This is a genomic window from Bacillus sp. 2CMS4F, assembly GCF_023161785.1.
In the GTDB taxonomy this organism is placed as follows: domain Bacteria; phylum Bacillota; class Bacilli; order Bacillales; family Bacillaceae; genus Bacillus; species Bacillus halotolerans.
Map to the genome: position 1 here is coordinate 366666 of NZ_JALNTO010000001.1, position 24285 is coordinate 390950.

Below are 24285 nucleotides of genomic sequence, written 5' to 3' on the forward strand. Positions count from 1 at the left end.
GAAGAGAGCAGGCTATTTGCGCCTTACTCTCTTCTATTCGTCTTTGGGAAATTCTTTCTTTTATACGAGGTTTAGTTTTTTCAGGCTTTCTGCAATTTGAACAGAGTTCCATGCCGCGCCTTTTAATAGGTTATCAGAAACTACCCATAAATGAAAACCGTTTGCTCTGTCCAAGTCTTTGCGGATGCGGCCTACAAACACATCGTTTTTGCCGACTGCATCGGCAGGCATCGGATAAAGCTGCTGGCTCGGGTCGTCCTGAAGTGTAATGCCAGGAGCTTCTTTTAATATATTTTTAATATCTTCCACAGTAGCGTCATCTCGGTCTACCTCGATGTAAACGGACTCTGAATGGCCGGTTTCAATCGGAAGTCTCACACATGTAGCCGCTACTTGAAGCTCAGGCATGTGCATGATTTTTTTCGTTTCATTTATCATTTTCATTTCCTCAAACGTATAGCCGTTATCTTGGAATTTATCAATTTGCGGAATCGCATTGAAAGCGATTTGATAGTGTTTTTTATCCCCTTTTACAGGCATAATCTCTGGTTTGATTTCTTCGTTGTTCAAAATCGCCTCTGTTTGGCTGTACAGCTCTTTTACTGCTTCATTTCCCGCTCCTGATACCGCTTGGTAAGTTGATACGATAACTTTATTTAAGCCGTAAGCTTTGCGGATCGGTTCCAGCGCAGCCACCATTTGAATTGTAGAGCAGTTAGGGTTGGCAATAATGCCTTTGTGTTCGTGCAAGTCTGCCTCGTTAACTTCAGGCACAACAAGCGGTGTATTTTCGTCCATACGGAACGCACTTGTATTATCTATAACAATAGCGCCGCGTTTTACAGCTTCGGGTGCCAATGCCTGTGATACGCTTCCGCCGGCGCTGAACAAAGCAATATTTACTCCTTCAAAGCTTTCAGGAGAAGCTTCCTGTACAGTCAGCTCTTGGCCTTTAAATGTGACTTGGGTACCCGCAGAGCGTTTTGAAGATAGCAATGTAAGTGTGTCCATTTCAAAATTTCTGTCTTCAAGTGTTTTAAGCATTTGTTGTCCTACAGCTCCTGTCGCTCCGACAACAGCTACGTGTAAACCTCTTCCCATCTGTAAAACTCCTTCCGCCAATCAGCTTCATTGAATTGATTTGACTATAATTTTACGTTTTATTTTACCATAGAATATGCGGGTGATGACCGAATTTTTTTGTTTGGGAAAGATTTTCTGTATATTTAGTCATTTCCCTGATAATTATCAACGAGAATCGGCTGAAGCTGCTGATGCATCAGCGCCTTTTCAACGGTTTGAGGAAGCAGATCCATTTTGGCAACCATTGAATTCGGTTTTTTGAAGGGATCGTCTTGCCCAAATGGAATAAAAAAGATATTTTTGGTAGACATGAGCCTCATTAGGTTAGTGCCGTTTAAACCGAGAGCGTCATTTGTTGATATACCGAGAACGACCGGCCGATTGTTTCTGATTGTTGCTTTTGCAGCCATCAGTACAGGGCTGTCTGTCATGGCGTTGGCGAGCTTGCTCATCGAGTTTCCGGTTAAAGGCGCAATTACCATGCAGTCCAGCGGAAGCTTTGGCCCGAGGGGTTCAGCCTTTACAATTGAATCAATTGCCTCATATCCGGTAAGGTCTTCAATCTTTTTAACCCATTCCGCTCCTTCTCCAAAGCGTGTATCAGTCGATTTTACAGTAAATGTGACAACCGGCCGAACTTCCGCTCCTTCATTGACTAGCGCCTCAATTTGAGGAAACACCGCTTCATATGTGCAATGCGAGCCTGTCAGTCCAAATCCGATTCTTTTCCCTTTTAGTGACGACATTCTTATTTCCCCTCCTCAGCATGTAGTTCAGCCAAAAGCTTGCTCAAGACATTGGCGAGGATCTGCCCTGCTGTTTTAGGAGCGACAATCCCCGGCAAACCAGGGGCAAGGAGTGCCTTAATCCCTTGTTTTTCAGCATATTTAAAATCGGTTCCGCCGGGACGTGAAGCCAGATCCAATATTAAGGTTTTCGGTGTCATGCGAGAAAGCACAGTTTGATTCAAAATCATGCTCGGTATGGTATTAATACAAATATCTATATCTTTGACATGCTCTTTGAGTTCATCAGTGTGAAACGGAACGAGCCCCATTTCGGTAATGCGCGCCAGATGCGCTGAACTTCTTGCCCCGACCTTTACATTCGCCCCAAGCGCGGCAAATGTACGGGCGATCGTCATTCCAGTGCGTCCCAGCCCGAGAACCGCCACCTGAGATCCGTGTATCGTATAATCTGTGTGCTGAATGGCCAGCATGATGGTTCCCTCTACTGTCGGAATAGAATTGTATATCGCAATGTCATCCCGCTCAAACAGCTTAACAAGTTTTCTGTTTGCTTGAGCTGCAATGTTTTCTAAATAGGCGTTAGAAATCCCTGAGAAAATGACACAGTGTGCAGGCGTTTGGTCGAGGTGCTCCTGTTTTAAAACAACTTCTTCATTTGAAAATACGGTTGATACGACACCTTCTCCTGTTGTCGCAGACACAGGAAGAATGATACTGTCTATTTGCTGATAAGGAATTTCATCAATGTTGCATTTTACAGCTCCGGTAAAACCGTGATCCAATTGGTCAAAACCGACGAGATAGATGTCAGCCTGCTGTTCAGTGAGCTTTCTAATAATTTCGAGCTGTCTTGCGTCACCGCCGATAACTGCAATTTTCAATCCGGTTAACATGTTAAACGTTCACCTTCTTTGTATATACTGGATCCCTAGCTGTTAAGCTCCCCTTCATCTTATGATCAAAAGGAAATAGCGGTGAATTAAAACATACGCTTTTTTCACACAAAAAAACATCGGCAGACTCAGCCGATGTTTGGATGTTTTCATGAAAAGCCCATAACCTGCAGAGTTGGGCTTTTTCTATAGTTACTCTTGGTGAGGAGAAATTTCCTCAGGCACATCTAAAATGATCATATCTGATCCGATCTTTTGAATATGATTCCAGGGGACACGAATGTCTTGACCGTGTTTTCTCAAACCAAACCATTTGACTGTCGGAATGAGGAGCGCTGTGATCTGACCATCCTGTTCATTGATTTCTAAATCGGTCTGCCCCAGTACTCCCAGCCGTTCAGCTCTTTTGATGTCGACAATTTCCTTCCCGGATAATTCACTGAGCCGCATCTCTGTCACCCCCTTGTACTATGTATGATCAAAAGGATAAAAAAATGCCTGCTCCGTTTCAGGGCAGGCATTTCGGATTTATGACGGCATATTGCCGGAAGGGCTGATAAGAGCCAGAGAATAGTCATTCGTAAACATTTGTCTGGCAAGACCGTTGACACGTTCTAAGTTTACAGCGTTTAGTTCATTAATAATTTCGTCTAATGTTTTGTGTTTTCCGAGCAGCAGTTCATTTTTACCGTTTCGGCTCATTTTGCTGTTTGTGCTTTCTAAGCTCAGCATCAAGCTTCCCTTCATTTGCTCCTTGCTGTTTTCCAGCTCTTTTGGCGTTATGCCGTCGCGCTTTAATGTTGCAAGGGTTTCTTGAATGGTTTCTGACAGCTGCTGAAGCTGATTTGCACCTGTTCCGCCATAAATGGTGAGCATGCCGCTGTCCTCATATGAGCTGTGATAGCTGTAAACAGAATAAGCGAGCCCTTTATCTTCACGAACATCTTGGAACAGGCGGCTGCTCATGCTGCCTCCGAGCACATTATTAAGGACGATCAAATCATAAATTTTTTCATGACCGACTTCCAGCCCTTTAAATCCCAGACATAAATGGGCTTGTTCTGTTTCTTTTTTTCTTGTGAGTTTTTCTGTATGGAATCCGGGCTTCTGTAGACCTGTCGCTTTGCCTTTTGCCTCGTATGATCCGAACCATTTTTCTACATCTTTTATAAAGCTTTCTGATATATTACCCGCTACAGAAATAACGACACGGTCCGGCGTATAATAATCATGCATGTACTGTCTGAGAGAGTCGCCGTTAAAGGAATCAAGCGTTTCCTCTGTGCCTAGAATCGGATAGCCTAAAGAATGATTCCCGTACGTGGCTTTGCTCAGTAAATCATGAACAATATCATCGGGCGCGTCTTCATACATTTTTATTTCTTCGTAAACCACATTTTTTTCTTTTTTCAGCTCGTTTTCATCAAAAGTTGAATGAAAGAACATATCTGCTAATACGTCAAGTGCGTAATTCGCATGCTCATCAAGCACCTTTGCATAATAGCAGGTATATTCCTTTGAGGTAAACGCATTGACCTGACCGCCAATACGATCAAAAGATTCTGCTATCTCACGTGCAGATCTTGTGCTCGTCCCTTTGAAGAACATATGCTCCAAAAAGTGGGAAATCCCATTTATCTCCGGCGTTTCGTGCCGCGAGCCTGTGCCAATCCAAACGCCGATCGCGACAGAACGGACTGTCGGGTTATTTTCAAGCACAACTCTTACACCATTTTGACACGTATATCGTTTAATCAAATTTGTTCCTCCTATTCAAAGACTAGCTGCCTGCCCTGTTATTTCAACAGTCTTGTTTCATCCATTAGTTCAGTGACTGTTCCAAGCGCATATCCTTTATCTTTTATCTTTGTAATCAGCGCTTCAAGACTTTCCGCCGTGGGATCGGTCGGATGCATTAAAATCATGGCACCATTATGTATCTTGCTTAACACCCGGGTTTGAAGTGCAGACGGAGCCGGTTTTTGCCAGTCGATTGTATCAACTGTCCACATCACCGTTCCCATATGTTTCTCAGCTGCAATGTCAACAACCGCTTTCCTGAAACTCCCGCTTGGCGGAGCGAACCATTTCGGCTTGACGCCGAGCGTTTTTTCTATTTGCTCATTCGTCTTGTCGAGCTGTTCGGAAATTCTTCCTGTAGTCAGTTTGCTCATATCCGGATGATTGTATGAATGATTTCCGATTTCATGTCCTTTTTCCGCAATCTTTTTAGCCAGCTGTTCATTGTTTTTCACCCAATTGCCTTCCAGAAAAAACGTAGCCTTCACGTTATGCTTTTGAAGGACAGGGAGCATTCTTTCCAAATATTCGTTTCCCCATGCCACATTAATTAAAAAAGCCACCATCGGTTTTTCCGGATTCCCTTTGTAAATAGGCTCTGGCTGAAGAGACTCAAGATGAACGCTTGGTTTTACTTGACTGTACACTAAATCGTTTTCCCGAAATTCACCGTGCTTTTTCATTTTTTTATATGATTTTTCAATATTGACCTTTAAACCATTGTAACCGGGAATGCTTTTCCACACCTTGTCTATTCTTGCATTCTGAGGCTTTACTTCATAATCTGGCGCCTTTTGAAGCAATTCTTCATATAACGGGTCTTTGGACGCCGAGACGGTCACCGTATCTTGTTTCATTGCCCCTATATAATCAAGTGTGTGCGGATTTTTCATCATCTCGAATGAAACAAAAAAAAGAAATAGAAAAACGGCAAACGGTACAAATTTTTTGTACATGTTCTGTCCCCCCCTCACCTCACATTATGAAGGAGAAGGACAAGGTAGAACCCGCTTGCTTTTTAAAGCGTCAAAATAAAGAAGCCGGGTCTCCCAGGCTCCTTTTATGTTTTCATTTAAGATTTTTGTTCTTCTTTTTCTTTCTCTTCACGGAGCACAGCTTTACGAGACAAGTTGACCCGTCCTTGCTTATCGATTTCAGTAACCTTCACAAGAATCTCGTCTCCGATTTTGACAACATCTTCAACTTTTCCTACGCGCTCAAGCGCAAGCTCTGAAATGTGCACCAAACCGTCTTTTCCGCTGAAAATTTCAACGAAAGCGCCGAACTTTTCAATTCGTTTCACTTTACCTAAGTAAAGCTGGCCGACTTCAACCTCTCTGACGAGGTCTTCGATGATTTTCTTCGCTTTTTGGTTGCTGCTTTCAACTGTCGATGAAATAAAGATTGTGCCATCCTGCTCGATATCAATTTTAACACCGGTCTCTTCGATGATTTTATTGATTTGTTTTCCGCTAGGTCCGATGACATCGCGGATTTTATCAGGATTAATAGCCATTGTTAAAATCTTAGGCGCATATTGAGAAAGCTCTTTTCTTGATTCGCTTAATGTAGCAAGCATACTGTTGAGGATTTCCATTCTTCCTTTTTTCGCCTGCTGAAGCGCTTCTTCAAGAATCTCTCTGGAGAGGCCTTCAATTTTAATGTCCATTTGCAGCGCCGTTACGCCCTTTGCAGTTCCGGCAACTTTAAAGTCCATGTCTCCAAGCGCATCTTCCATACCTTGAATATCAGTCAGAACAGTATAATGTTCGCCTGATTTGACAAGTCCCATTGCAATACCTGCGACTGGTGCTTTAATCGGTACACCGGCATCCATCATCGCAAGTGTGCTTGCACAAATACTTGCCTGAGAAGTGGAACCGTTTGATTCAAGCACTTCAGATACAAGACGGACAGTATAAGGGAAGTCTTTTTCAGACGGAATAACAGGCTCAAGCGCACGCTCACCAAGAGCTCCATGTCCGATTTCACGGCGTCCCGGTCCGCGCATCGGTCCAGTTTCCCCGACGCTGAATTGCGGGAAGTTGTAATGATGCATAAACCGTTTCGATTCTTCGACACCTAAACCATCAAGGATTTGCACATCTCCGAGAGCACCTAACGTACAAACGCTGAGAGCCTGGGTCTGTCCTCTTGTGAACAATCCGGAACCGTGTGTTCTCGGCAAGAGGCCAACCTCAGAAGAAAGCGGGCGGATTTGATCGACTCCGCGGCCGTCAGGTCTTACTTTCTCTTCAGTAATCAGGCGGCGCACTTCATTTTTGACGAGCTTGGACAAAATCTGTTTGACTTGTTTAATTGTTTCCTCGTCATGCTCATCATCCTCGAATTTTGCCACAACTGTGTTTTTCACTTCATTGATGGCATCTTCACGGGCATGCTTTTCATGAACCTGGATTGCTTTCAGCAAATCTTGCTCTGCTAAAGCCTTAACTTTTTCACTCAGCTCTTCATCAATTTCATAAAGCTTAATTTCTGATTTTTCTTTGCCGACAGCTGCAACAATTTCTTCTTGGAAAGCAATCAGGCGTTTAATCTCATCATGGCCGAACATAATCGCTTCTAGCATCGTTTCCTCAGGAACTTCGTCTGCTCCTGCTTCCACCATGTTAATTGCATCTTTAGTTCCGGCAACGACAAGATTGATATCACTTTTCTCAAGCTGATCAACCGTCGGGTTAATAACAAATTGATTGTCAATGCGTCCGACAGTTACCCCTGCAATCGGTCCTTCAAACGGGATGTCTGATACAGAAAGTGCAAGCGATGAACCGAACATAGCAGCCATTTCTGAAGAACAGTCTTGATCAACACTCATGACGATGCTGATGACTTGAACTTCATTACGGAATCCATCGGCGAACAAAGGCCGGATCGGACGGTCGATTAAACGGCTCGCCAAAACGGCTTTTTCACTTGGACGTCCTTCTCTTTTAATAAACCCGCCAGGTATTTTACCTACCGCATACAATCTTTCCTCGTAGTTTACAGTAAGCGGGAAGAAATCAAGCGGTTTCGGTTCTTTTGAAGCGGTTGCTGTACTGAGTACTGCTGTATCGCCATAGCGAACCATAACAGCACCATTTGCCTGTTTGGCAAGCTGGCCGGTTTCAACAGTAAGCGTTCTTCCGGCCCAATCTATGGTAAAGACGTGTTTTTCTTGTCCCATACGATTACGAACTCCTCTCTTCGTTGTGTGAAATAATCAATTACTCCTATTATGAACGAAATGGATTGAACATATCAATGTCAAAGTAGTATGTAAAAGGATTTTAATGATTGGTTATGAAAATTTTTTCGCTTTTATACGATAAAAAAGCGGGAATCCTCCCGCTTTTTACGATTATCGACGTAAGCCTAGTTTGTTAATTAACTCACGGTAACGAGTTACGTCTTTATTACGCAGATACGTAAGAAGATTACGACGCTTACCTACCATTTTAAGAAGACCGCGACGTGAATGGTGGTCTTTCTTGTGAGTACGTAAATGCTCGTTCAAGTTGTTAATTGAATCAGTTAGGATAGCGATCTGAACTTCTGGAGATCCAGTATCAGATTCGTGTGTTTTAAACTCGCTGATGAGTTGGTTTTTACGCTCTTGAGTAATTGCCATCCTGTTTCACCTCCAAATAATATTTAGCCCCAGTTACCTAGCAACCGTCGGTGACTTCGGATTGCCAAGCAAAGGTTTTAAGACTACGAAAACTATCATACTAAAAATCGAGCCTATATGCAAATATTTTAGAATAAAATTTGTGTGCGCTGCATGTTATTTCCGCAAATTGCTGAAATAACGGATCGCTTCCTGCTTATCTTTCTCAATTTGCTCTGTTAATTCTTGAATGCCGTTGAACTTGCGCTCGCTCCGAATACGTTTATACCATTCAATTTTTATAGCGGCTCCGTATACTTCTTGATCAAAATCAAATAAATTGACCTCAATTGAAGGCTGTTCCGGACGTTTTTCATAAAACGTCGGCTTATAGCCGATATTGCAAACGCCGTTGTAAATTTCGCCGTTTATTTCCGCCTTGACGGCATATACACCGGTCGGCGGGACAATATAGCTGTTATTTAAGCCGATATTGGCCGTCGGAAACCCGATTGTCCGCCCTCTTTTATCTCCGTGAATGACAATTCCTTTAATAAAGTAGGGCTGTCCAAGCAAGACATTGGCCAGTTCAACGTCTCCGTTTTGAAGTGCAGTCCGAATATAGCTGGAGCTGATTTTTTTATCCTGCTCCGTCAATTTTTCCACCATTGTGCAATCAGCTTTTCCATCTAAATCAATCGGCATCGTTTCCATTGTTCCTTTGCCGTATTTTCCGTACGTAAAATCAAAGCCTGCCACTGCATGCTGTACATTAAGGCCTAAAATATACTGATCAACAAACTGCTTAGAAGTCAGAGAAGCAAACACTTCATTGAATTTAACGACATACAGTATCTCCGTGCCTAATTGTTCAATTTGGCTGATTTTATCTTCAAGAGGGGTAATCAGATCCTTTGGTTCCTGATCCCTGCCCAGCACATGGGAAGGATGGGGATGAAAGGTCATCACGGCTAATGTCAGATCCTTTTCTTCAGCTATCTGTTTAGCTGTGCCGATTACCTTTTGATGCCCTAAATGTACGCCGTCAAAATAACCTAACGCCATCACAGACTTTGGCTGCTCCTCTTTTATTAAATGATGCGGATGTGTAATATGTATCGTCTTCACAGAACGGTCACCTTTTTTCTATTGTTCGCTTTTTTGCATCAATACTTTTGCCGGCTTTAACAGCCCGTGTTTTGTAGGATGAGGGAAATAAATCGCCAGACAGCTTCCGGATTCCGTATAGACTGCGAGACGGTCGTCACTTGTCAGATCCGAGAATTGTTCTGGTGTTTCAAGCAAGGCCCCATTTTCTACTTTCTTAGCTAATGTATCACTTATGATCCATTTCGGCAAATGATTGAGCGCACGTTCAATAGAGACTGTATGCTCTGCTACAGTTCCGGACTCGGCTTGAGCTTCCAGCTCTTCAAATGTAAAGCATTCATCAAGAGAAAAGTCGCCGGATGCCGTACGGATCAAATGAGACATATGAGCCGGATATCCGAGCTTTTCACCAATCATAACCGCCAGTGTCCGCACATAGGTTCCTTTTGAACATGTTACTGTAAACCGGAAACTCGCTGTCTCTCCATTATGTTTAACCCCTGTAGTGAGCACAATATCTTCAATGGTAATAAGACGTTTTGGACGTTCTACTTCAAGTCCCGCTCTTGCATATTCATATAATTTTTTGCCGTTTACCTTTACTGCGGAATACATCGGGGGAATCTGTTCTTGTTGTCCCTTTAAACTGTTTAAAACCTTTTCTACTTCTGCTTCATCAACAGCTTGATCTACTGGCTTTGTTTCAACGGTTTCTCCGGTTTGATCCTCTGTCGTCGTTGAAACACCAAGCGTAATTTCAGCATCATATGTTTTAGACTTCTCAGTTAAATATTCGACAATTTTTGTAGCCCGGCCCACACAAATCGGAAGCACACCTGATACCTCAGGATCAAGCGTTCCCGTATGTCCGACTTTTTTTGTTTTAAGCAGCTTCCGGATCTTCATGACACAATCATGCGATGTCATGCCGACCGGTTTATGTAAAAGGAGAACTCCGTTAACCATATGCTTTTCACTCCTTCTGTTGTGAGGATTTTCTTCAAAACGCAGAAAAGAGGACAGACGACGAACGCCTATCCTCTTCATTTGTTATTCAGACGGGTTCTCTGAATTCAATTGGTGAATCAATGTTTCGATTCGATTTCCGTAATCAATTGATTCATCGAACTCAAATTCAATTTCAGGCGTTTTACGAAGTCTGATGCGGCTGCCGATTTCAGAGCGAATAAACCCTTTCGCCTTAGCAAGCCCTTTCAGTGCTTCCTCCCGTTTTTTCTCGTCTCCGAGAACGGAAATATACACCTTTGCAATTTGTAAATCACCTGATACACGTACATCCGTTACTGTCAGAAAACCAATTCTCGGATCCTTCAGCTTTCGGCTGATAATATCACCGAGTTCTTTTTTCATTTGCTCGCCGACACGGTTTGCTCTCATACTCAATTCAATCACCTCTAAGTTAAAACCACTCTGTTCTAGTGATCGTCCGTTCAATTTCAGGAAAAGAGTCGATAAACGCAAGAACACGCTGCAACTCTTTTTCTGTCTGAACGCGAGAGGAAGAAACAGCGGCAATTCCAAAGCTGGTTCTTTGCCATGTGTCCTGATAGCCAATCTCCGAAATCGAAACATTGAACTTATTTTGAACCCTGGTTAAGATCCGCTTCAGAACGGCGCGCTTTTCTTTTAACGATCCTGCATCATAAATGATGCATTCACATTCCGCAAATCCGATCACGTTCTTTCAATTTCTTGCATGACAAACGCTTCAAGGATGTCACCTTCACGAATGTCATTGTATTTCTTAATCGTTATACCACATTCGTAGCCTTGTGAAACTTCTTTCACATCGTCTTTAAAGCGTTTCAGAACGTCCACTTCGCCTTCGAAGATCACGACGCCGTCACGAATTAAACGGAGGCCGCTGTCGCGCGTAATCGTTCCTTCAGTAACATATCCGCCGGCAATCGTACCGATTTTAGATACTTTAAATGTTTGGCGCACTTCTACTTGACCAATTACTTTTTCTTCATATTCAGGATCAAGCATACCTTTCATAGCTGCTTCAATCTCGTCGATTACTTTGTAAATAATACGGTGAAGACGAATATCTACGTTTTCAGCTTCAGCCGTACTCTTAGCATTACCGTCCGGTCTCACATTAAACCCGATAACAATTGCATTGGAAGCAGATGCTAAAATAATGTCAGATTCTGTGATTGCACCAACGCCTGTGTGGATGATTTTCACTTTAACGCCTTCAACTTCAATTTTTTGAAGTGCGGCTGTTAAAGCTTCGGCAGATCCTTGAACGTCAGCTTTTACGATGAGGTTGATGTCTTTTACATCACCTTGTTTAATTTGCTCGAATAAGTCGTCAAGACTCAGCTTTGCTTTATCGCTGCGCTGCTCTTCAAGCTGTTTGGAAGCACGGGCTTCTCCAACAGAACGAGCTGTTTTTTCATCTTTAAAGACAAGGAATTGATCTCCCGCTTGAGGCACGTCATTTAGACCGGTAATTTCAACCGGAGTAGACGGTCCCGCTGTTTTCACACGGCGACCAATATCATTGACCATTGCACGGACACGGCCAAATGTATTGCCGACTACAATCGGATCACCGACATGCAGTGTTCCAGTCTGTACGAGCAATGTCGCAACTGACCCTCTGCCTTTATCAAGTTCCGCTTCAATAACAGTTCCTTTTGCCTGGCGGTTCGGGTTCGCTTTCAGTTCCTCTACCTCACTGACAAGCAAAATCATTTCAACGAGTTCATCAATGCCTTTTCCAGTTAAAGCGGAAAGCGGAACAAAAATCGTTTCTCCGCCCCAAGCTTCAGGCACAAGTCCGTATTCTGTCAGTTCTTGCATCACACGGTCAGGGTTTGCAGCTTCTTTATCAACTTTATTCACAGCAACGATGATCGGTACTTCTGCCGCTTTGGCGTGGTTGATCGCCTCTACTGTTTGCGGCATTACACCGTCATCCGCAGCTACAACCAGGATCGTAATATCAGTTACTTCCGCACCGCGTGCACGCATTGTTGTAAATGCGGCGTGACCCGGGGTATCCAAGAAAGTGATTTTCTTGCCGTTTTCTTCGATTTGGTAGGCTCCGATATGCTGAGTGATTCCGCCAGCTTCTCCTTCAACAACCTTTGTTTTACGGATGCTGTCAAGAAGCGTTGTTTTCCCATGGTCAACGTGACCCATGATTGTAACGACAGGAGGACGAATTTCAAGATCCTCTTCTTTGTCAGGCTCTTCGTATTTCTCTAATTCAGTTTCTTCAAGGACAATAACTTCTTCAGTTTCAACACCGTATTCTGATGCAATCAGTTCGATTGTGTCTTTATCGAGCTCTTGGTTAATGGTCGCCATAACTCCAAGAAGCATCAGTTTTTTGATGAGTTCAGAAGGCTCTTTGCCAAGCTCTTCAGCCAGCGCGCCGACTGTTAAAGTGCCTGAGAACGTAATTTTTTCAGGAAGCTCTTTTTTCGGCTTCACAGGCTTTTGCTGATGTTGGTTTCTGTTGTTGTTATTGTTGCGTTTATTTTTTTTGTTGTTGTTATTCTTCTTGTTTTTGTTAAATTGATTATTCTGCACGTCATTCTTCTTTCCGTCTCGAATTTTATTTGGTTGATTTCCAGCAGACTGCTGATTTACCCCTTGCGGCTGTTTGTTTTTGTTCGTTTCCGCAGGCTTTTGAGATTTAACGGCTGCGCCGCCTTTTTTAAATTTGGCATCAAGCTGTTTAATGGCCTTTTCTTCAAGCATGGCCATATGATTATTCACTTCTAAATCCATGTTCTTCAGTGCGGTCAAAATTTCCTTACTTGAAACATTTAACGCTTTTGCATATTCGTATACTCTCATTTTAGCCATTCGTTCACCCCCAAAAATATTAATCGAGCAAGCTGATCAGCTTATTCGCAAAACCTTGGTCAGTGACGGCGACAACGACACGGGATTCTTTACCGATAGAGCGTCCAAGAATCGCGCGATCCGCGACTTTTTTATAAGGAACTTTATAATAATTGCACTTGTCGGTTACTTTCTTTGCTGTGTTAGATGATGCATCCTCTGTAAGCAGGACAAGCTTCGCACGCGCATTCCTGATTTCTTTAATAACCAAGTCCTCGCCTGACACGACCTTACGAGCTCGATTGGCCAGACCCAGCAAGGGAAACCATTCCATTCCAGACATTTTATTTTTTCACCTTTTCCGCCAGTTCCAGCAATTCTTCGAAAATCTGGTCATCGATTTGTGATTGAAATTGATTTTGCAAAGTGTTTTTCTTTTTTGCCGCTAAGATGCACTCTTTATCCAGCGTTAAATAAGCACCCCGCCCGTTCTTTTTCCCGGTCGGATCTACTGAGATTTCGCCTTCTTTTGAACGTACAACTCGGATTAGTTCCTTTTTAGGCTTCATTTCTCCAGTCACTACACACTTGCGTAACGGGATCTTTTTGTGTTTATTCACCTAAGGTCACCTCTTATTCATCCGATTCAGCAGTTTCAGGCTCCGTAAAGAGCGGCTCTTCGTCTTCTTCTTCAAGTTCTCTCGGATAGATTCCAAGCTCTCTTGCGTCTGTTTCGCTCTTAATATCAATCTTCCAGCCTGTCAATTTAGCAGCTAAGCGTGCGTTTTGTCCTCTTTTGCCAATCGCCAGAGACAGCTGGTAATCAGGAACAATAACAGTTGTCGCTTTTTCTTCTTCATTCACGATGACATCCAGCACTTTCGAAGGGCTGAGCGCATTCGCGACAAATTCTACAGGATCATTCGACCAGTTGACAATGTCAATTTTTTCACCTTTTAATTCATTGACAATCGCCTGAACACGCTGGCCTTTAGGACCGACGCAAGAGCCCACCGGATCCACATCAGGATCATCAGTGCGAACAGAAATTTTCGAACGGTCGCCTGCTTCTCTGGCAACAGATTTCAGCTCTACAGTTCCATCATAAATTTCCGGCACTTCGATTTCAAATAAACGCTTCAAGAGGCCTGGGTGTGTTCTTGACACATAAATCTGCGGGCCTTTCGTCGTTTTTTCTACTTTTGTGATATACACCTTAATGCGGTCATGAGGCTTATAGCTTTCATTCGGCATTTGTTCATTAACCGGCAGCAAAGCTTCAATTTTGCCTAGAGACACATAGATAAATTTATTGTCCAGGCGCTGGACGATACCAGTCATGATGTCTTCTTCACGGTCAATAAACTCAGAATAGATCACACCGCGTTCAGCTTCGCGCACACGCTGTGTCACGACCTGCTTCGCTGTTTGGGCCGCAATGCGTCCGAAATCCTTAGGCGTTACTTCAATCTCTACAACATCGCCTACCATATATTCCGGGTGGATGCTTTGCGCCTCTTCGATTGAGATCTCCAGTCTTTGATCGTATACCTCATCAACGACATCTTTTCTTGCGAATACACGGATTGTACCTGTTTCACGGTTCAAATCCACCCGTACATTCTGCGCCTGATTAAAATTTCGCTTATAAGCAGAAATTAAAGCAGCTTCGATTGCTTCAATGATAATTTCTTTGCTGATGCCTTTTTCTTTTTCAAGAATGGTGAGAGCATCTAATAATTCACTGCTCATGTTAACGGTCTCCCCCCTTAAAACTTGTATTCATTAGAATGTGACAGCTAATCTTGCGTTAGCTATTTTTTCATACGGAATATCGATCCGTTTCTTTCTTGTTTTGATTGTCATCTCAACTGTCACTGTTTGTCCATCGAATTCAGCCAGCTGTCCTTCAAACACTTTTACGCCGTCAATCGGCTCATAGGTCTTAATGTATACATTTTTCCCAAGTGATTTTTCGAAATCGGCTTTTTTCTTTAATGGACGCTCAGCTCCCGGGGATGAAACCTCAAGAAAGTAATTTTGGCTGATTGGGTCTGCCTCATCAAGCTTCTCGCTTAGAGCTTCGCTTACTTTGGCACATTCCTCAATATCCACACCGTCATCGGAATCAATAAACACGCGAAGGAACCAGCTTTGACCCTCTTTGACAAATTCAATGTCAACGAGTTCGAGCTGAAGGCTGTCTACGATTGGCTGAGCCATTTCTTGAACGGTGTCAGTCACTTTTTTGCTCATGTTCTTCCTCCTTGTGCTGTCGATATCATATTCGTCTCGTCACTCTGCATAAAAACCCTGCTTCAAAAGAGCAGGGGCTTTAAAGTAAACGATGAACATGTCGAGACAAAATTGTCTTGTTCAATACAAAAGAGCGGGTTTCCCCACTCTTTGCCTCGGTAATCGTTAGCATTTCCAATAAAACTATACCATAACCATATTTTTATTGCAAATGGATATACGTTTACCTTTACGCTGTTAAGCTGATCACAGGGACTCTTACTCATACGATTGCACTTTTGCCGCTCATGTATGCATAAAAGCCGAATTTCTTAAGAAATTCGGCTTTTATATGCTAAAACAGCGATAATTGGTTTTGATCCGGCAATGACTCCAAACAGCCGTGACGATCTAAATACTCTAAAATCGTTTTTGATACTTTCCCTCTCTTTTGCAAATCTTCTTTTGAGAGAAATTCTCCTTCTTCACGGGCCTTTACAATATTTAGAGCGGCGTTCGTACCTAATCCAGGAATAGAATTAAACGGCGGGATCAGGCTGTTGCCGTCAATAATAAATTCCGTTGCGCTGGAGCGGTATAAATCGACTTTTTGGAATGAATAGCCTCTTTCACACATTTCCAGCGCTAATTCTAATACTGTGAGAAGGTTTTTTTCCTTCGGCGACGCATCAAGCCCTTTGGAGTTTATATCCTCCATGACGGCTTTGATTGCTGTGGAGCCTTTGATCATTGTATCAATATCAAAGTCGTCTGCACGAACCGTAAAATAAGCCGCATAATACAGAAGCGCGTGATGCACTTTAAAGTAAGCAATACGGACCGCCATTAATACATAAGCCGCGGCGTGGGCTTTCGGGAACATGTATTTAATCTTTTTGCAGGAATCGATATACCAGTCTGGGACATTGTTATTTTTCATTTCTTCTTCCCATTCAGGCGTTAAACCTTTTCCTTTACGGACAAATTCCATAATTTTAAACGCCAGTGACGGCTCGAGCCCTTGATAGATTAAATAAACCATAATGTCATCACGGCAGCCGATCACCTCACTCAGCTCACAAATATTATTGTGAATGAGCTCTTGCGCATTGCCGAGCCATACATCTGTTCCGTGAGACAGCCCTGAAATCTGAACGAGCTCAGAAAACGTTGTTGGCTTTGTGTCTTCAAGCATTTGCCGGACAAAGCGGGTTCCGAATTCAGGAATTCCCAGAGTGCCCGTTTTACATCCAATCTGTTCCTGTGTGACACCGAGTGATTCGGTTCCTTGGAAGATTTTCATTACTTCAGGGTCATCCGTCGGAATCGTTTTCGGATCAATTCCGCTTAAATCTTGAAGCATACGGATTACCGTCGGGTCATCGTGCCCCAGAATATCAAGCTTCAGCAGGTTGTCATGAATGGAATGGAAGTCAAAATGAGTCGTTTTCCATTCAGAACCTGTCGCATCTGCCGGAAACTGAATCGGAGAGAAATCATAAATATCCATATAATCCGGAACTACAATAATACCGCCAGGGTGCTGTCCGGTCGTCCGTTTTACACCTGTACAGCCCTGCACAAGCCGGTCGATTTCGGCGCCGCGCATATGGAGATTATTGTCGCCGGCATAGCCTTTTACGTAACCGTAGGCTGTTTTTTCTGCAACCGTGCCGATCGTTCCCGCACGGTATACGTTGTCTTCTCCGAACAATACTTTTGTATAATTGTGGGCCTGCGGCTGATATTCCCCTGAGAAGTTCAAATCGATATCAGGTACTTTATCCCCTTTAAATCCCAGGAACGTTTCAAACGGAATATCGTGCCCGTCTTTTTTCAAAGGCGTTCCGCAATGAGGACACATTTTGTCAGGCAGGTCAAAACCTGAACCGACAGATCCGTCATTAAAGAACTCAGAATGCTGGCATTCAGCACATATATAGTGCGGCGGCAGCGGGTTCACCTCTGTGATCTCAGTAAGTGTCGCAACTAATGAAGAACCTACCGATCCCCGTGACCCTACCAGATACCCGTCATCGAGAGATCTCTTTACGAGTTTATGAGAGATCAAATAAATAACAGCAAAGCCGTGGCCGATGATACTTTTCAGTTCTTTTTCAATACGCGCTTCAACGATTTCAGGGAGCTGCTCTCCGTAAATGCTACGTGCACGCTGATAGCTCATTTCCCTGATCTCTTCATCAGCGCCTTCGATTTTCGGCGTATATAAATCATCTTTAATCGGCTTGATGTCTTCAATTAAAGATGCAACCTTTTGTGTGTTGGTAACAACGATTTCCTTCGCTTTTTCTTCCCCTAAGAAGGAAAAGGCTTCAAGCATTTCATCTGTCGTTCTGAAATGCACTTTCGGGAGTTCGTGTCTGTTCAGCGGATTCGCGCCGCCCTGAGAGGATACTAAAATCTTTCTGTAAATTTTGTCCTCATCATTCAAATAATGAACATTTCCTGTTGCGACAACAGGTTTATTAAGCTTTTCACCGAGTTTGGTGATATTCGTAATGATTTCTTTCAGCGATTTTTCATCGCGAACCAGTTCTAGCTCAAGCAAGTGGCGGTACACCTCAGGCGGTTGAACCTCGAGATAATCGTAGAATGACGCAACATCCTCCACCTCTTCCGGCGACTTTTGCATCATGCCTTCAAAAACCTCTCCTCTGTCGCAGGCTGAACCGATCAGAAGGCCTTCCCTGTATTTCTCAAGCTGAGATCTTGGAATACGCGGCACTCTGTAAAAATAATGAATATGGGAAAGTGAAACGAGCTTAAATAAGTTTTTCAAGCCTGTGCTGTTCACCGCCAGCACTGTTGCATGATACGGTCTTGACCTTTGATAAGCGTTGGACTGACCCATATTTTCATTCAGCTGGTCATGATACTGAATGCCCTTTTCAGCAGCATCCTCCAGCATTTTCAAAAGCAAATAAGCGGTTGCCTCGGTATCGTAGATCGCACGGTGATGCTGTGTAAGTTCAATGTTAAACTTTTTACACAGCGTGTTCAGACGGTGATTCTTAAATTCCGGATAAAGAAAACGGCCGAGCTCCAGCGTATCAATAACAGGATTTTTTGCTTTTTCAACTTGGAGAAGCTTTTTGAAAGCAACGTTTAAAAATCCCATATCGAAGCTTGCATTATGGGCGACGAGAATATCATCGCCAATCCATTCTCTGAAATCTCTTATCACGTCTATTACATCCGGCGCGTCGACCAGCATATCATCAGTGATGCCTGTCAGTTCAATGATTGTCGCCGAAAGCGGACGATGCGGGTTGGCAAATGACTCAAACTTATCAATGATCTCCCCGCCTTTCACTTTTACAGCCGCCAGTTCAATAATCGTATCATACACAGCGGAAAGTCCGGTTGTTTCGACGTCAAAAACGACATATGTTTCTTCATCAAGCAAACGGTGTGCGGGATTATAAGCAATCGGCACCCCGTCATCCACGATGTTGGCTTCCATTCCGTAAATCATTTTAATTCCATGTTTTTGGGCAGCAGAATACGCATCTGGGAAGGATTGAACGACAGCATGGTCAGTCAAAGCGATCGCCTCATGCCCCCATTTTTTCGCCTGTTCAACAAGCTTTCCGATGCCTGTTACAGCATCCATTTGGCTCATTGGGGAATGCAGATGCAATTCTACCCTTTTTTCTCCTTCAGGCGCCGTGTCTTCACGGTTTTTTGCTTTTATCTCATTTACATCGTTTGCAATCATGACCAGATCTCGGACAAAGGTGTCGTTTTGAATGCTTCCGCGCGCTTTTACCCACATGCCTTTTTTCAGAGACTTCATCAGGGCCGCATCTTCTTTTTCTCTTGCAAACATTTTAATTAAGATACTATTTGTGTAGTCAGTAATTTTGAAGATGCACAGCGTGCGCCCGCTTTTCAGTTCTCTGGTTTCCACATCAAACACATAACCCTGAACCGTAATTCTCCGTTCCTCGTCCATTATGCTGTCAAGTGTTCTGATTTCCTCATTATCTTTAATTTGATAGCCGATAACAAGAGGCCCTGAAGGAGCTTGGTCTTCATCACTTTCTTTATCTTTCTTCTCCATTTCAATTAAAGCCTGCATCGCCCGTTCTTGATCTTCAGCTAGCTTTTGTTCCCGAAACTTTTGCACTTCTTGATCAGATACAAATATTTCAGCATCAAGCTGAAAATCCGGAAACCCAAATTGACGGTATCCCGCTTGAATCATCGCACTGTATTTGTTCTTAAGAGCAGATGCTTCTGTATCCGTTTTTGTTTTGACAATCAGTTTGTTGCCCTTCAGCTTTGGTTTTTGCTGGCTTAAGAGACTGATAATCGGCGGTGAAATGCCTTGCAGCTCTTCAATGCAGCGTGTCCAGTAATCCTGCACGAGGCCTTCATCAACCTCGGCATCATGCACTTCGATTGAAGACGTCACTTTTGCAATATGGGCAAACGATTGCGTCAGCCTCATGGTTAACATGTCATATATTTGATAAGGCAGCAAAGATTTGAATTTAAAATGAAAATGCCAGGATTTAGACGCTTTGTGTATCGTCAGCTTTTTAATCTCGCCATCTTCAAAGTATGTCATGAAGGTATCATCTGTCATATTAATCTGCTGCAGAAGAATTTGAAACTGCCTTCTGTTTACTGATAACTGTTCCATTAAGACAGTATCCCCCCTAAAAACATCATAAGTGAAGGTACCTCAGGCAATGAGGTACCTTCTATTATTTCTATTTTAACATGTTTTTTGATAAATCGTTATGGTGTTTACTGCTTGCTGATAAAAGCAGATAACTCATCAACAGAAACTTCTGTTGACTCACCCGTTTTGCGGATTTTCACTTCCACAATTCCTTCATCAGCCCGTTTGCCGACAGTAATACGGATTGGAAGACCGATTAGATCCGAGTCAGCAAATTTTACGCCGGCACGTTCCGCACGATCGTCATACAGCACTTCATAGCCTTTCGCCTTTAAATCAGCGTACAGCTTTTCAGCCAATTCTTTTTGCGCATCGTTTTTGATATTCAGTGCAAGAATATGAAGATCATACGGCGCGACGCTTTTTGGCCATATTAAGCCTTTTTCGTCGTGATGCTGTTCAGCAATAGCAGAAAGGGTTCTGGAAACACCGATTCCGTAACAGCCCATCAGCATTGGCTGTGCCCGTCCGTTTTCATCTAAATATGTCGCATTCATCGCTTCAGAATAACGAGTTCCAAGCTTAAAGACTTGTCCGACTTCGATTCCTTCTGCAAAACGGATCGTGCCTTTGCCGTCTGGTGACGGGTCGCCTTCCTTAATAAAGCGAAGATCGGCAAATTCTTTAATTTGCGCATCACGGGTTACGTTGACATTTTTATAATGATAATCACCTTCATTCGCACCGGCAACAGCATTAACCATTGCTTTAACAGCGAAATCTGCATAGGCGTCAATCTCTTGATTCACACCGATAGGTCCGACAAAACCAGGCTCTGTTCCAAGCTGCTGAACGACCTCTTCATGAGAAGCAAGTTCCATAACCTCTGCATGCAGGAGATTCTTCACTTTAATATCATTCACTTCGTGATCCCCTCTTACAAGCACCAGAACAAAACGGTCATCCGCTTTAAACAATACCGATTTAATGCAGGCTTCAGCTGAAACCTGTAAAAATGCAGTCAGCTCATCGATCGTTTTCACATTAGGAGTGTGCACTTTTTCTAAAGCGACAGGCTCTTCATTTGAAGGGACTTCCTGATAAAGAACCTCAGCCATTTCGATATTGGCTGCATATTGTGATTCATCAGAATACGCAATGGTATCCTCTCCGATTTCAGAAAGTGCCATAAACTCATGTGTATCTTTTCCACCCATGGCACCTGAGTCAGCGATAACAGGTCTTACATTAATGCCACAGCGGGCGAAAACATTAGAATACGCATTGTACATTTTTTGATATGTTTCATCCAAGCTCTCTTCAGAAGCATGGAAAGAATAAGCATCCTTCATAATGAATTCGCGGCCTCTTAATAAACCGAAGCGAGGGCGTTTTTCATCCCTGAATTTAGACTGGATTTGGTACAGAGTCAGAGGGAGACGCTTATAGGATTTAACCTCATCGCGAACGAGTGAAGTGATCACTTCTTCATGCGTTGCCCCTAAAGCAAATTCACGGCCGTGACGGTCTTTAAGTCTCATCAGTTCAGGACCGTACGTATACCATCTGCCTGATTCCTGCCATGTCTCAGCCTGCTGCAGCGCGGGCATAAGCATTTCTACAGCGTCGATTTTTTCCATTTCCTCACGGACGATCTGCTGAATGTTTTGAATAACCTTATACGCAAGAGGCATATAGCTGTATACCCCGCTCGTATTCTGTCTGATAAATCCTGCTCTTAGAAGAAGCTGATGACTTTTCGCTTCGGCATCAGCTGGAACTTCACGGAGCGTAGGAATAAGCGTCAAACTTTGTCTCATTTCTTCGCACCTCTGATTGATTTACTTTTCATTTACAAAAACAGCCGCTGGATATCGTTCCATGTAACGACCAGCATAAGAAGCATTAGGAAAGCGACTCCGATAAACACCACAAAGGCTTCTTTTTCTCTGTTGATCGGTTTGCCCCGAATGGCTTCTATAAATAGAAACAACAGTCTTCCGCCGTCAAGAGCCGGAATCGGAAGCAGATTGACGATACCAAGGTTAATACTTAAAAATGCAGCAAACTGGAATAAATTAATAATTCCCGTTTTTGCCACTTGGTCTGTCATATCGTATATGCCGACAGGACCTGAAAGCATATCAATTTTAAATTGTCCTGTCACTAATTTACTGAGATTCGTTAATATCGCTTTTGTAACATCCACAGTTGATGTTGCACCATAAGCAACTGCTGAGAGAACGCCTTTCTCAGTTGGCGCGTAAGAACCAAAGCGGCCGATTGTTTTTTTGTTCTCATCTTTAACGGCTTCCGGAGTAACTGAAATGTGGAGCGTTTTGTTATCTCTATTTACCTCAACGTCAATTTCTTTTTCCGGGTTTTCTTTTACCGCAGAGACAATGTCGGTCCAGGACCTCATCTTCTCTCCGTTAATGCTTTGAATGTAATCTCCTTCTTTTAGCCCTGCTTCGGCTGCCCGTCCGTTGTCTGTCAGTTGTCCAAGCATAGGCTCATTTGACGGAACACCCTGAATCAGCCCAAGCATCACTAAAATGACATAAGCCAATATGAAATTCATAATCGGACCTGCGGCAATCGCCTTAATTCGCTGCCACACAGGTTTGGAACCAAACTGGCGGTTATACGGCGCGATCTGAACTTCTTCTCCGTCTACAATGAAAAAGGAGGTTTCACTCACACTAAAGCTGGAAAGCTCATCCTCTTTCCCCTGTTCATAGCCGGTGATCTTCATGTCATGCTCTAGGTCCGCCGTTTCCACCTCGATAATTAAAGCATCCGGGTATTTTTCCTTTTGATTGATGATGACTTTTTCCACCTGATCCTCTTTGTTAAAAAGAAGCCCGATCGTGTAGCCGGGTTTCACCTCAATCATTTCCGGATCTTCGCCGGCCATGCGGACAAACCCGCCGACCGGGAGAAGTCTGATCGTATACACCGTTTCATTTTTTTTGAATGAAAAGATTTTTGGACCAAAGCCGATCGCAAATTCACGGCACAAAATTCCCGCTCTTTGGGCTAACAACAAATGGCCCAGTTCATGGAAGAAAACGAGCGTTCCGAAAATAATGATAAACGCTATAACTGTATTCACGAACATACCACCTTATGTGAGTATTGAATTGACGTATCCCCGGGTATCTTTGTCCACTTCCTGAATGTCTGCCAAGCTAGGCTTTTGAATAACCTGATGGCGGTTTAATGCCTTTTCGATACAGTCTTCAATCGCTAAAAACGATATCTTGCCCGCTAAAAAGGCGGCGACAGCCACTTCATTTGCCGCGTTTAGCACAGTCGGCATTGTTTCCCCTATTTTACCTGATTCAAAGGCAAATTGTAAGCAGCGGAACCTGTCAAAGTCAGCTTTCTCAAAATGAAGACTGCCGATTTCCCACAGCTCGAGCCTTTTGGCGTCTGGCAATGGCAATCGGTCGGGATAGGTGAGCGCATATTGAATCGGAACCCTCATATCAGGAGTGCCGAGCTGTGCAATCACACTTTTGTCATGAAACTCTACCATGGAATGGATGATGCTCTCCTTATGTAAGACCACATCGATTTGTTCATATGGAATATCGAAAAGCCAATGCGCCTCAATCACCTCTAATCCCTTATTCATCATTGTAGCCGAATCAATTGTAATTTTTGCACCCATTGACCAATTCGGGTGCTGTAATGCATCTTCAATTGTAACTGTTTCGAGCTGCTCCCGCGTCTTGTCCCGAAAACTTCCGCCGGACGCCGTAATGATAAGGCGATCAATGTTTTTAGCCTGTTCGCCTTGTAGGGCTTGAAAAATGGCTGAATGCTCACTGTCAACGGGCAGCAGCGGAACATTGTATTTCTTAGCATGTTCTTTAACTATATGCCCGGCAGTGACAAGAGTTTCCTTATTTGCAAGCGCAATTGTTTTTTTCTGTTCGATCGCCTTTAACGTAGGGATGAGACCGACACTTCCAAGCAAGGCATTGACAACAATATCGACTTCCTCCATAACTGCCGCTTCAATCAGGCCTTCTTCACCAAGCCCGATCTGGCAATCAAATGAAAAAGAAACTTGTTTTAATTTGTGATATGTATCCAGATCACCGACAGATACAAACTTCGGCTGAAAGGCCTCTATCATCGGCACGGCCTTATCAATATTTTTGCCGAACGACATAGATACCAGCTGAAATTGGTCTTGGTGCGTACGCAATACGTCAAGAGTCTGTTCGCCGATTGATCCTGTTGCTCCTAAAAGACAAATATTTTTCAAAGTGCCACTACTCCTATTCTTTTTGCTGCATATTCAGTCTCATATTC

The 24285-nt window shown here is 43.4% G+C and carries 21 protein-coding genes; all 21 read right to left on the reverse strand.

Annotated features, from left to right (window positions below):
- Nucleotides 1-60 precede the first annotated feature (60 nt).
- On the reverse strand, nt 61-1101 hold the full coding sequence (gene asd / locus MTN95_RS01545; RefSeq protein ID WP_248336740.1) for an aspartate-semialdehyde dehydrogenase: 1041 nt from the start codon (nt 1099-1101) through the stop codon (nt 61-63).
- A gap of 125 nt (nt 1102-1226) precedes the next feature.
- The gene (gene dpaB / locus MTN95_RS01550) at nt 1227-1829 is read right to left on the reverse strand and encodes a dipicolinate synthase subunit B (RefSeq protein WP_044155854.1); all 603 of its coding nucleotides are present in this window, start codon (nt 1827-1829) and stop codon (nt 1227-1229) included.
- 2 nt (nt 1830-1831) lie between these two features.
- Nucleotides 1832-2725 (reverse strand): dipicolinic acid synthetase subunit A, encoded by an 894-nt coding sequence (dpaA, locus tag MTN95_RS01555; protein WP_202853045.1) that lies wholly within the window; start codon nt 2723-2725, stop codon nt 1832-1834.
- A gap of 192 nt (nt 2726-2917) precedes the next feature.
- The gene (locus tag MTN95_RS01560; RefSeq protein WP_010334291.1) at nt 2918-3175 is read right to left on the reverse strand and encodes a YlmC/YmxH family sporulation protein; all 258 of its coding nucleotides are present in this window, start codon (nt 3173-3175) and stop codon (nt 2918-2920) included.
- 78 nt (nt 3176-3253) lie between these two features.
- Nucleotides 3254-4483 (reverse strand): M16 family metallopeptidase, encoded by a 1230-nt coding sequence (locus MTN95_RS01565; RefSeq protein WP_024121436.1) that lies wholly within the window; start codon nt 4481-4483, stop codon nt 3254-3256.
- A gap of 38 nt (nt 4484-4521) precedes the next feature.
- Nucleotides 4522-5481: a polysaccharide deacetylase family protein gene (locus tag MTN95_RS01570; RefSeq protein WP_024121435.1), complete on the reverse strand. Its 960-nt coding sequence runs from the start codon at nt 5479-5481 to the stop codon at nt 4522-4524.
- 116 nt (nt 5482-5597) lie between these two features.
- The gene (gene pnp, locus MTN95_RS01575) at nt 5598-7715 is read right to left on the reverse strand and encodes a polyribonucleotide nucleotidyltransferase (RefSeq protein WP_095713847.1); all 2118 of its coding nucleotides are present in this window, start codon (nt 7713-7715) and stop codon (nt 5598-5600) included.
- Nucleotides 7716-7889: 174 nt separating this feature from the next.
- Complete coding sequence (gene rpsO / locus MTN95_RS01580) at nt 7890-8159, reverse strand: 30S ribosomal protein S15 (protein ID WP_003154182.1); 270 nt, start codon at nt 8157-8159, stop codon at nt 7890-7892.
- 156 nt (nt 8160-8315) lie between these two features.
- Nucleotides 8316-9266: a bifunctional riboflavin kinase/FAD synthetase gene (gene ribF / locus MTN95_RS01585; RefSeq protein ID WP_202853046.1), complete on the reverse strand. Its 951-nt coding sequence runs from the start codon at nt 9264-9266 to the stop codon at nt 8316-8318.
- Nucleotides 9267-9284: 18 nt separating this feature from the next.
- Entirely contained in the window at nt 9285-10214 is a 930-nt protein-coding gene (gene truB / locus MTN95_RS01590) for a tRNA pseudouridine(55) synthase TruB (RefSeq protein ID WP_202853047.1), read from the reverse strand.
- Nucleotides 10215-10298: 84 nt separating this feature from the next.
- A complete protein-coding gene (gene rbfA / locus MTN95_RS01595; protein ID WP_010334286.1) occupies nt 10299-10652 on the reverse strand; it encodes a 30S ribosome-binding factor RbfA in 354 nt (117 codons plus the stop codon).
- A gap of 16 nt (nt 10653-10668) precedes the next feature.
- Nucleotides 10669-10947, reverse strand: a complete 279-nt coding sequence (locus MTN95_RS01600; RefSeq protein ID WP_003220950.1) for a DUF503 domain-containing protein — start codon at nt 10945-10947, stop codon at nt 10669-10671.
- The gene (infB, locus tag MTN95_RS01605) at nt 10944-13094 is read right to left on the reverse strand and encodes a translation initiation factor IF-2 (RefSeq protein ID WP_105991182.1); all 2151 of its coding nucleotides are present in this window, start codon (nt 13092-13094) and stop codon (nt 10944-10946) included. Before infB ends, MTN95_RS01600 begins: the two co-directional genes overlap by 4 nt.
- Before the next feature lie 19 nt (nt 13095-13113).
- Nucleotides 13114-13416, reverse strand: a complete 303-nt coding sequence (locus MTN95_RS01610) for a YlxQ family RNA-binding protein (protein ID WP_024121429.1) — start codon at nt 13414-13416, stop codon at nt 13114-13116.
- A gap of 1 nt (nt 13417) precedes the next feature.
- Entirely contained in the window at nt 13418-13693 is a 276-nt protein-coding gene (gene rulR / locus MTN95_RS01615; protein WP_010334283.1) for a glucose-induced regulator RulR, read from the reverse strand.
- Between the two features lie 13 nt (nt 13694-13706).
- Complete coding sequence (nusA, locus tag MTN95_RS01620; RefSeq protein ID WP_105954246.1) at nt 13707-14825, reverse strand: transcription termination factor NusA; 1119 nt, start codon at nt 14823-14825, stop codon at nt 13707-13709.
- A gap of 33 nt (nt 14826-14858) precedes the next feature.
- Nucleotides 14859-15329, reverse strand: coding sequence for a ribosome maturation factor RimP (gene rimP / locus MTN95_RS01625; RefSeq protein ID WP_024121427.1), 471 nt, complete (start codon nt 15327-15329; stop codon nt 14859-14861).
- Nucleotides 15330-15663: 334 nt separating this feature from the next.
- Entirely contained in the window at nt 15664-19977 is a 4314-nt protein-coding gene (locus tag MTN95_RS01630) for a PolC-type DNA polymerase III (protein WP_024121426.1), read from the reverse strand.
- Nucleotides 19978-20084: 107 nt separating this feature from the next.
- On the reverse strand, nt 20085-21779 hold the full coding sequence (proS, locus tag MTN95_RS01635; RefSeq protein WP_248336742.1) for a proline--tRNA ligase: 1695 nt from the start codon (nt 21777-21779) through the stop codon (nt 20085-20087).
- A gap of 32 nt (nt 21780-21811) precedes the next feature.
- The gene (gene rseP, locus MTN95_RS01640) at nt 21812-23080 is read right to left on the reverse strand and encodes an RIP metalloprotease RseP (RefSeq protein WP_105954244.1); all 1269 of its coding nucleotides are present in this window, start codon (nt 23078-23080) and stop codon (nt 21812-21814) included.
- A 6-nt stretch (nt 23081-23086) separates the two neighbouring features.
- On the reverse strand, nt 23087-24238 hold the full coding sequence (dxr, locus tag MTN95_RS01645) for a 1-deoxy-D-xylulose-5-phosphate reductoisomerase (protein ID WP_248336744.1): 1152 nt from the start codon (nt 24236-24238) through the stop codon (nt 23087-23089).
- Between the last annotated feature and the right edge of the window lie 47 nt (nt 24239-24285).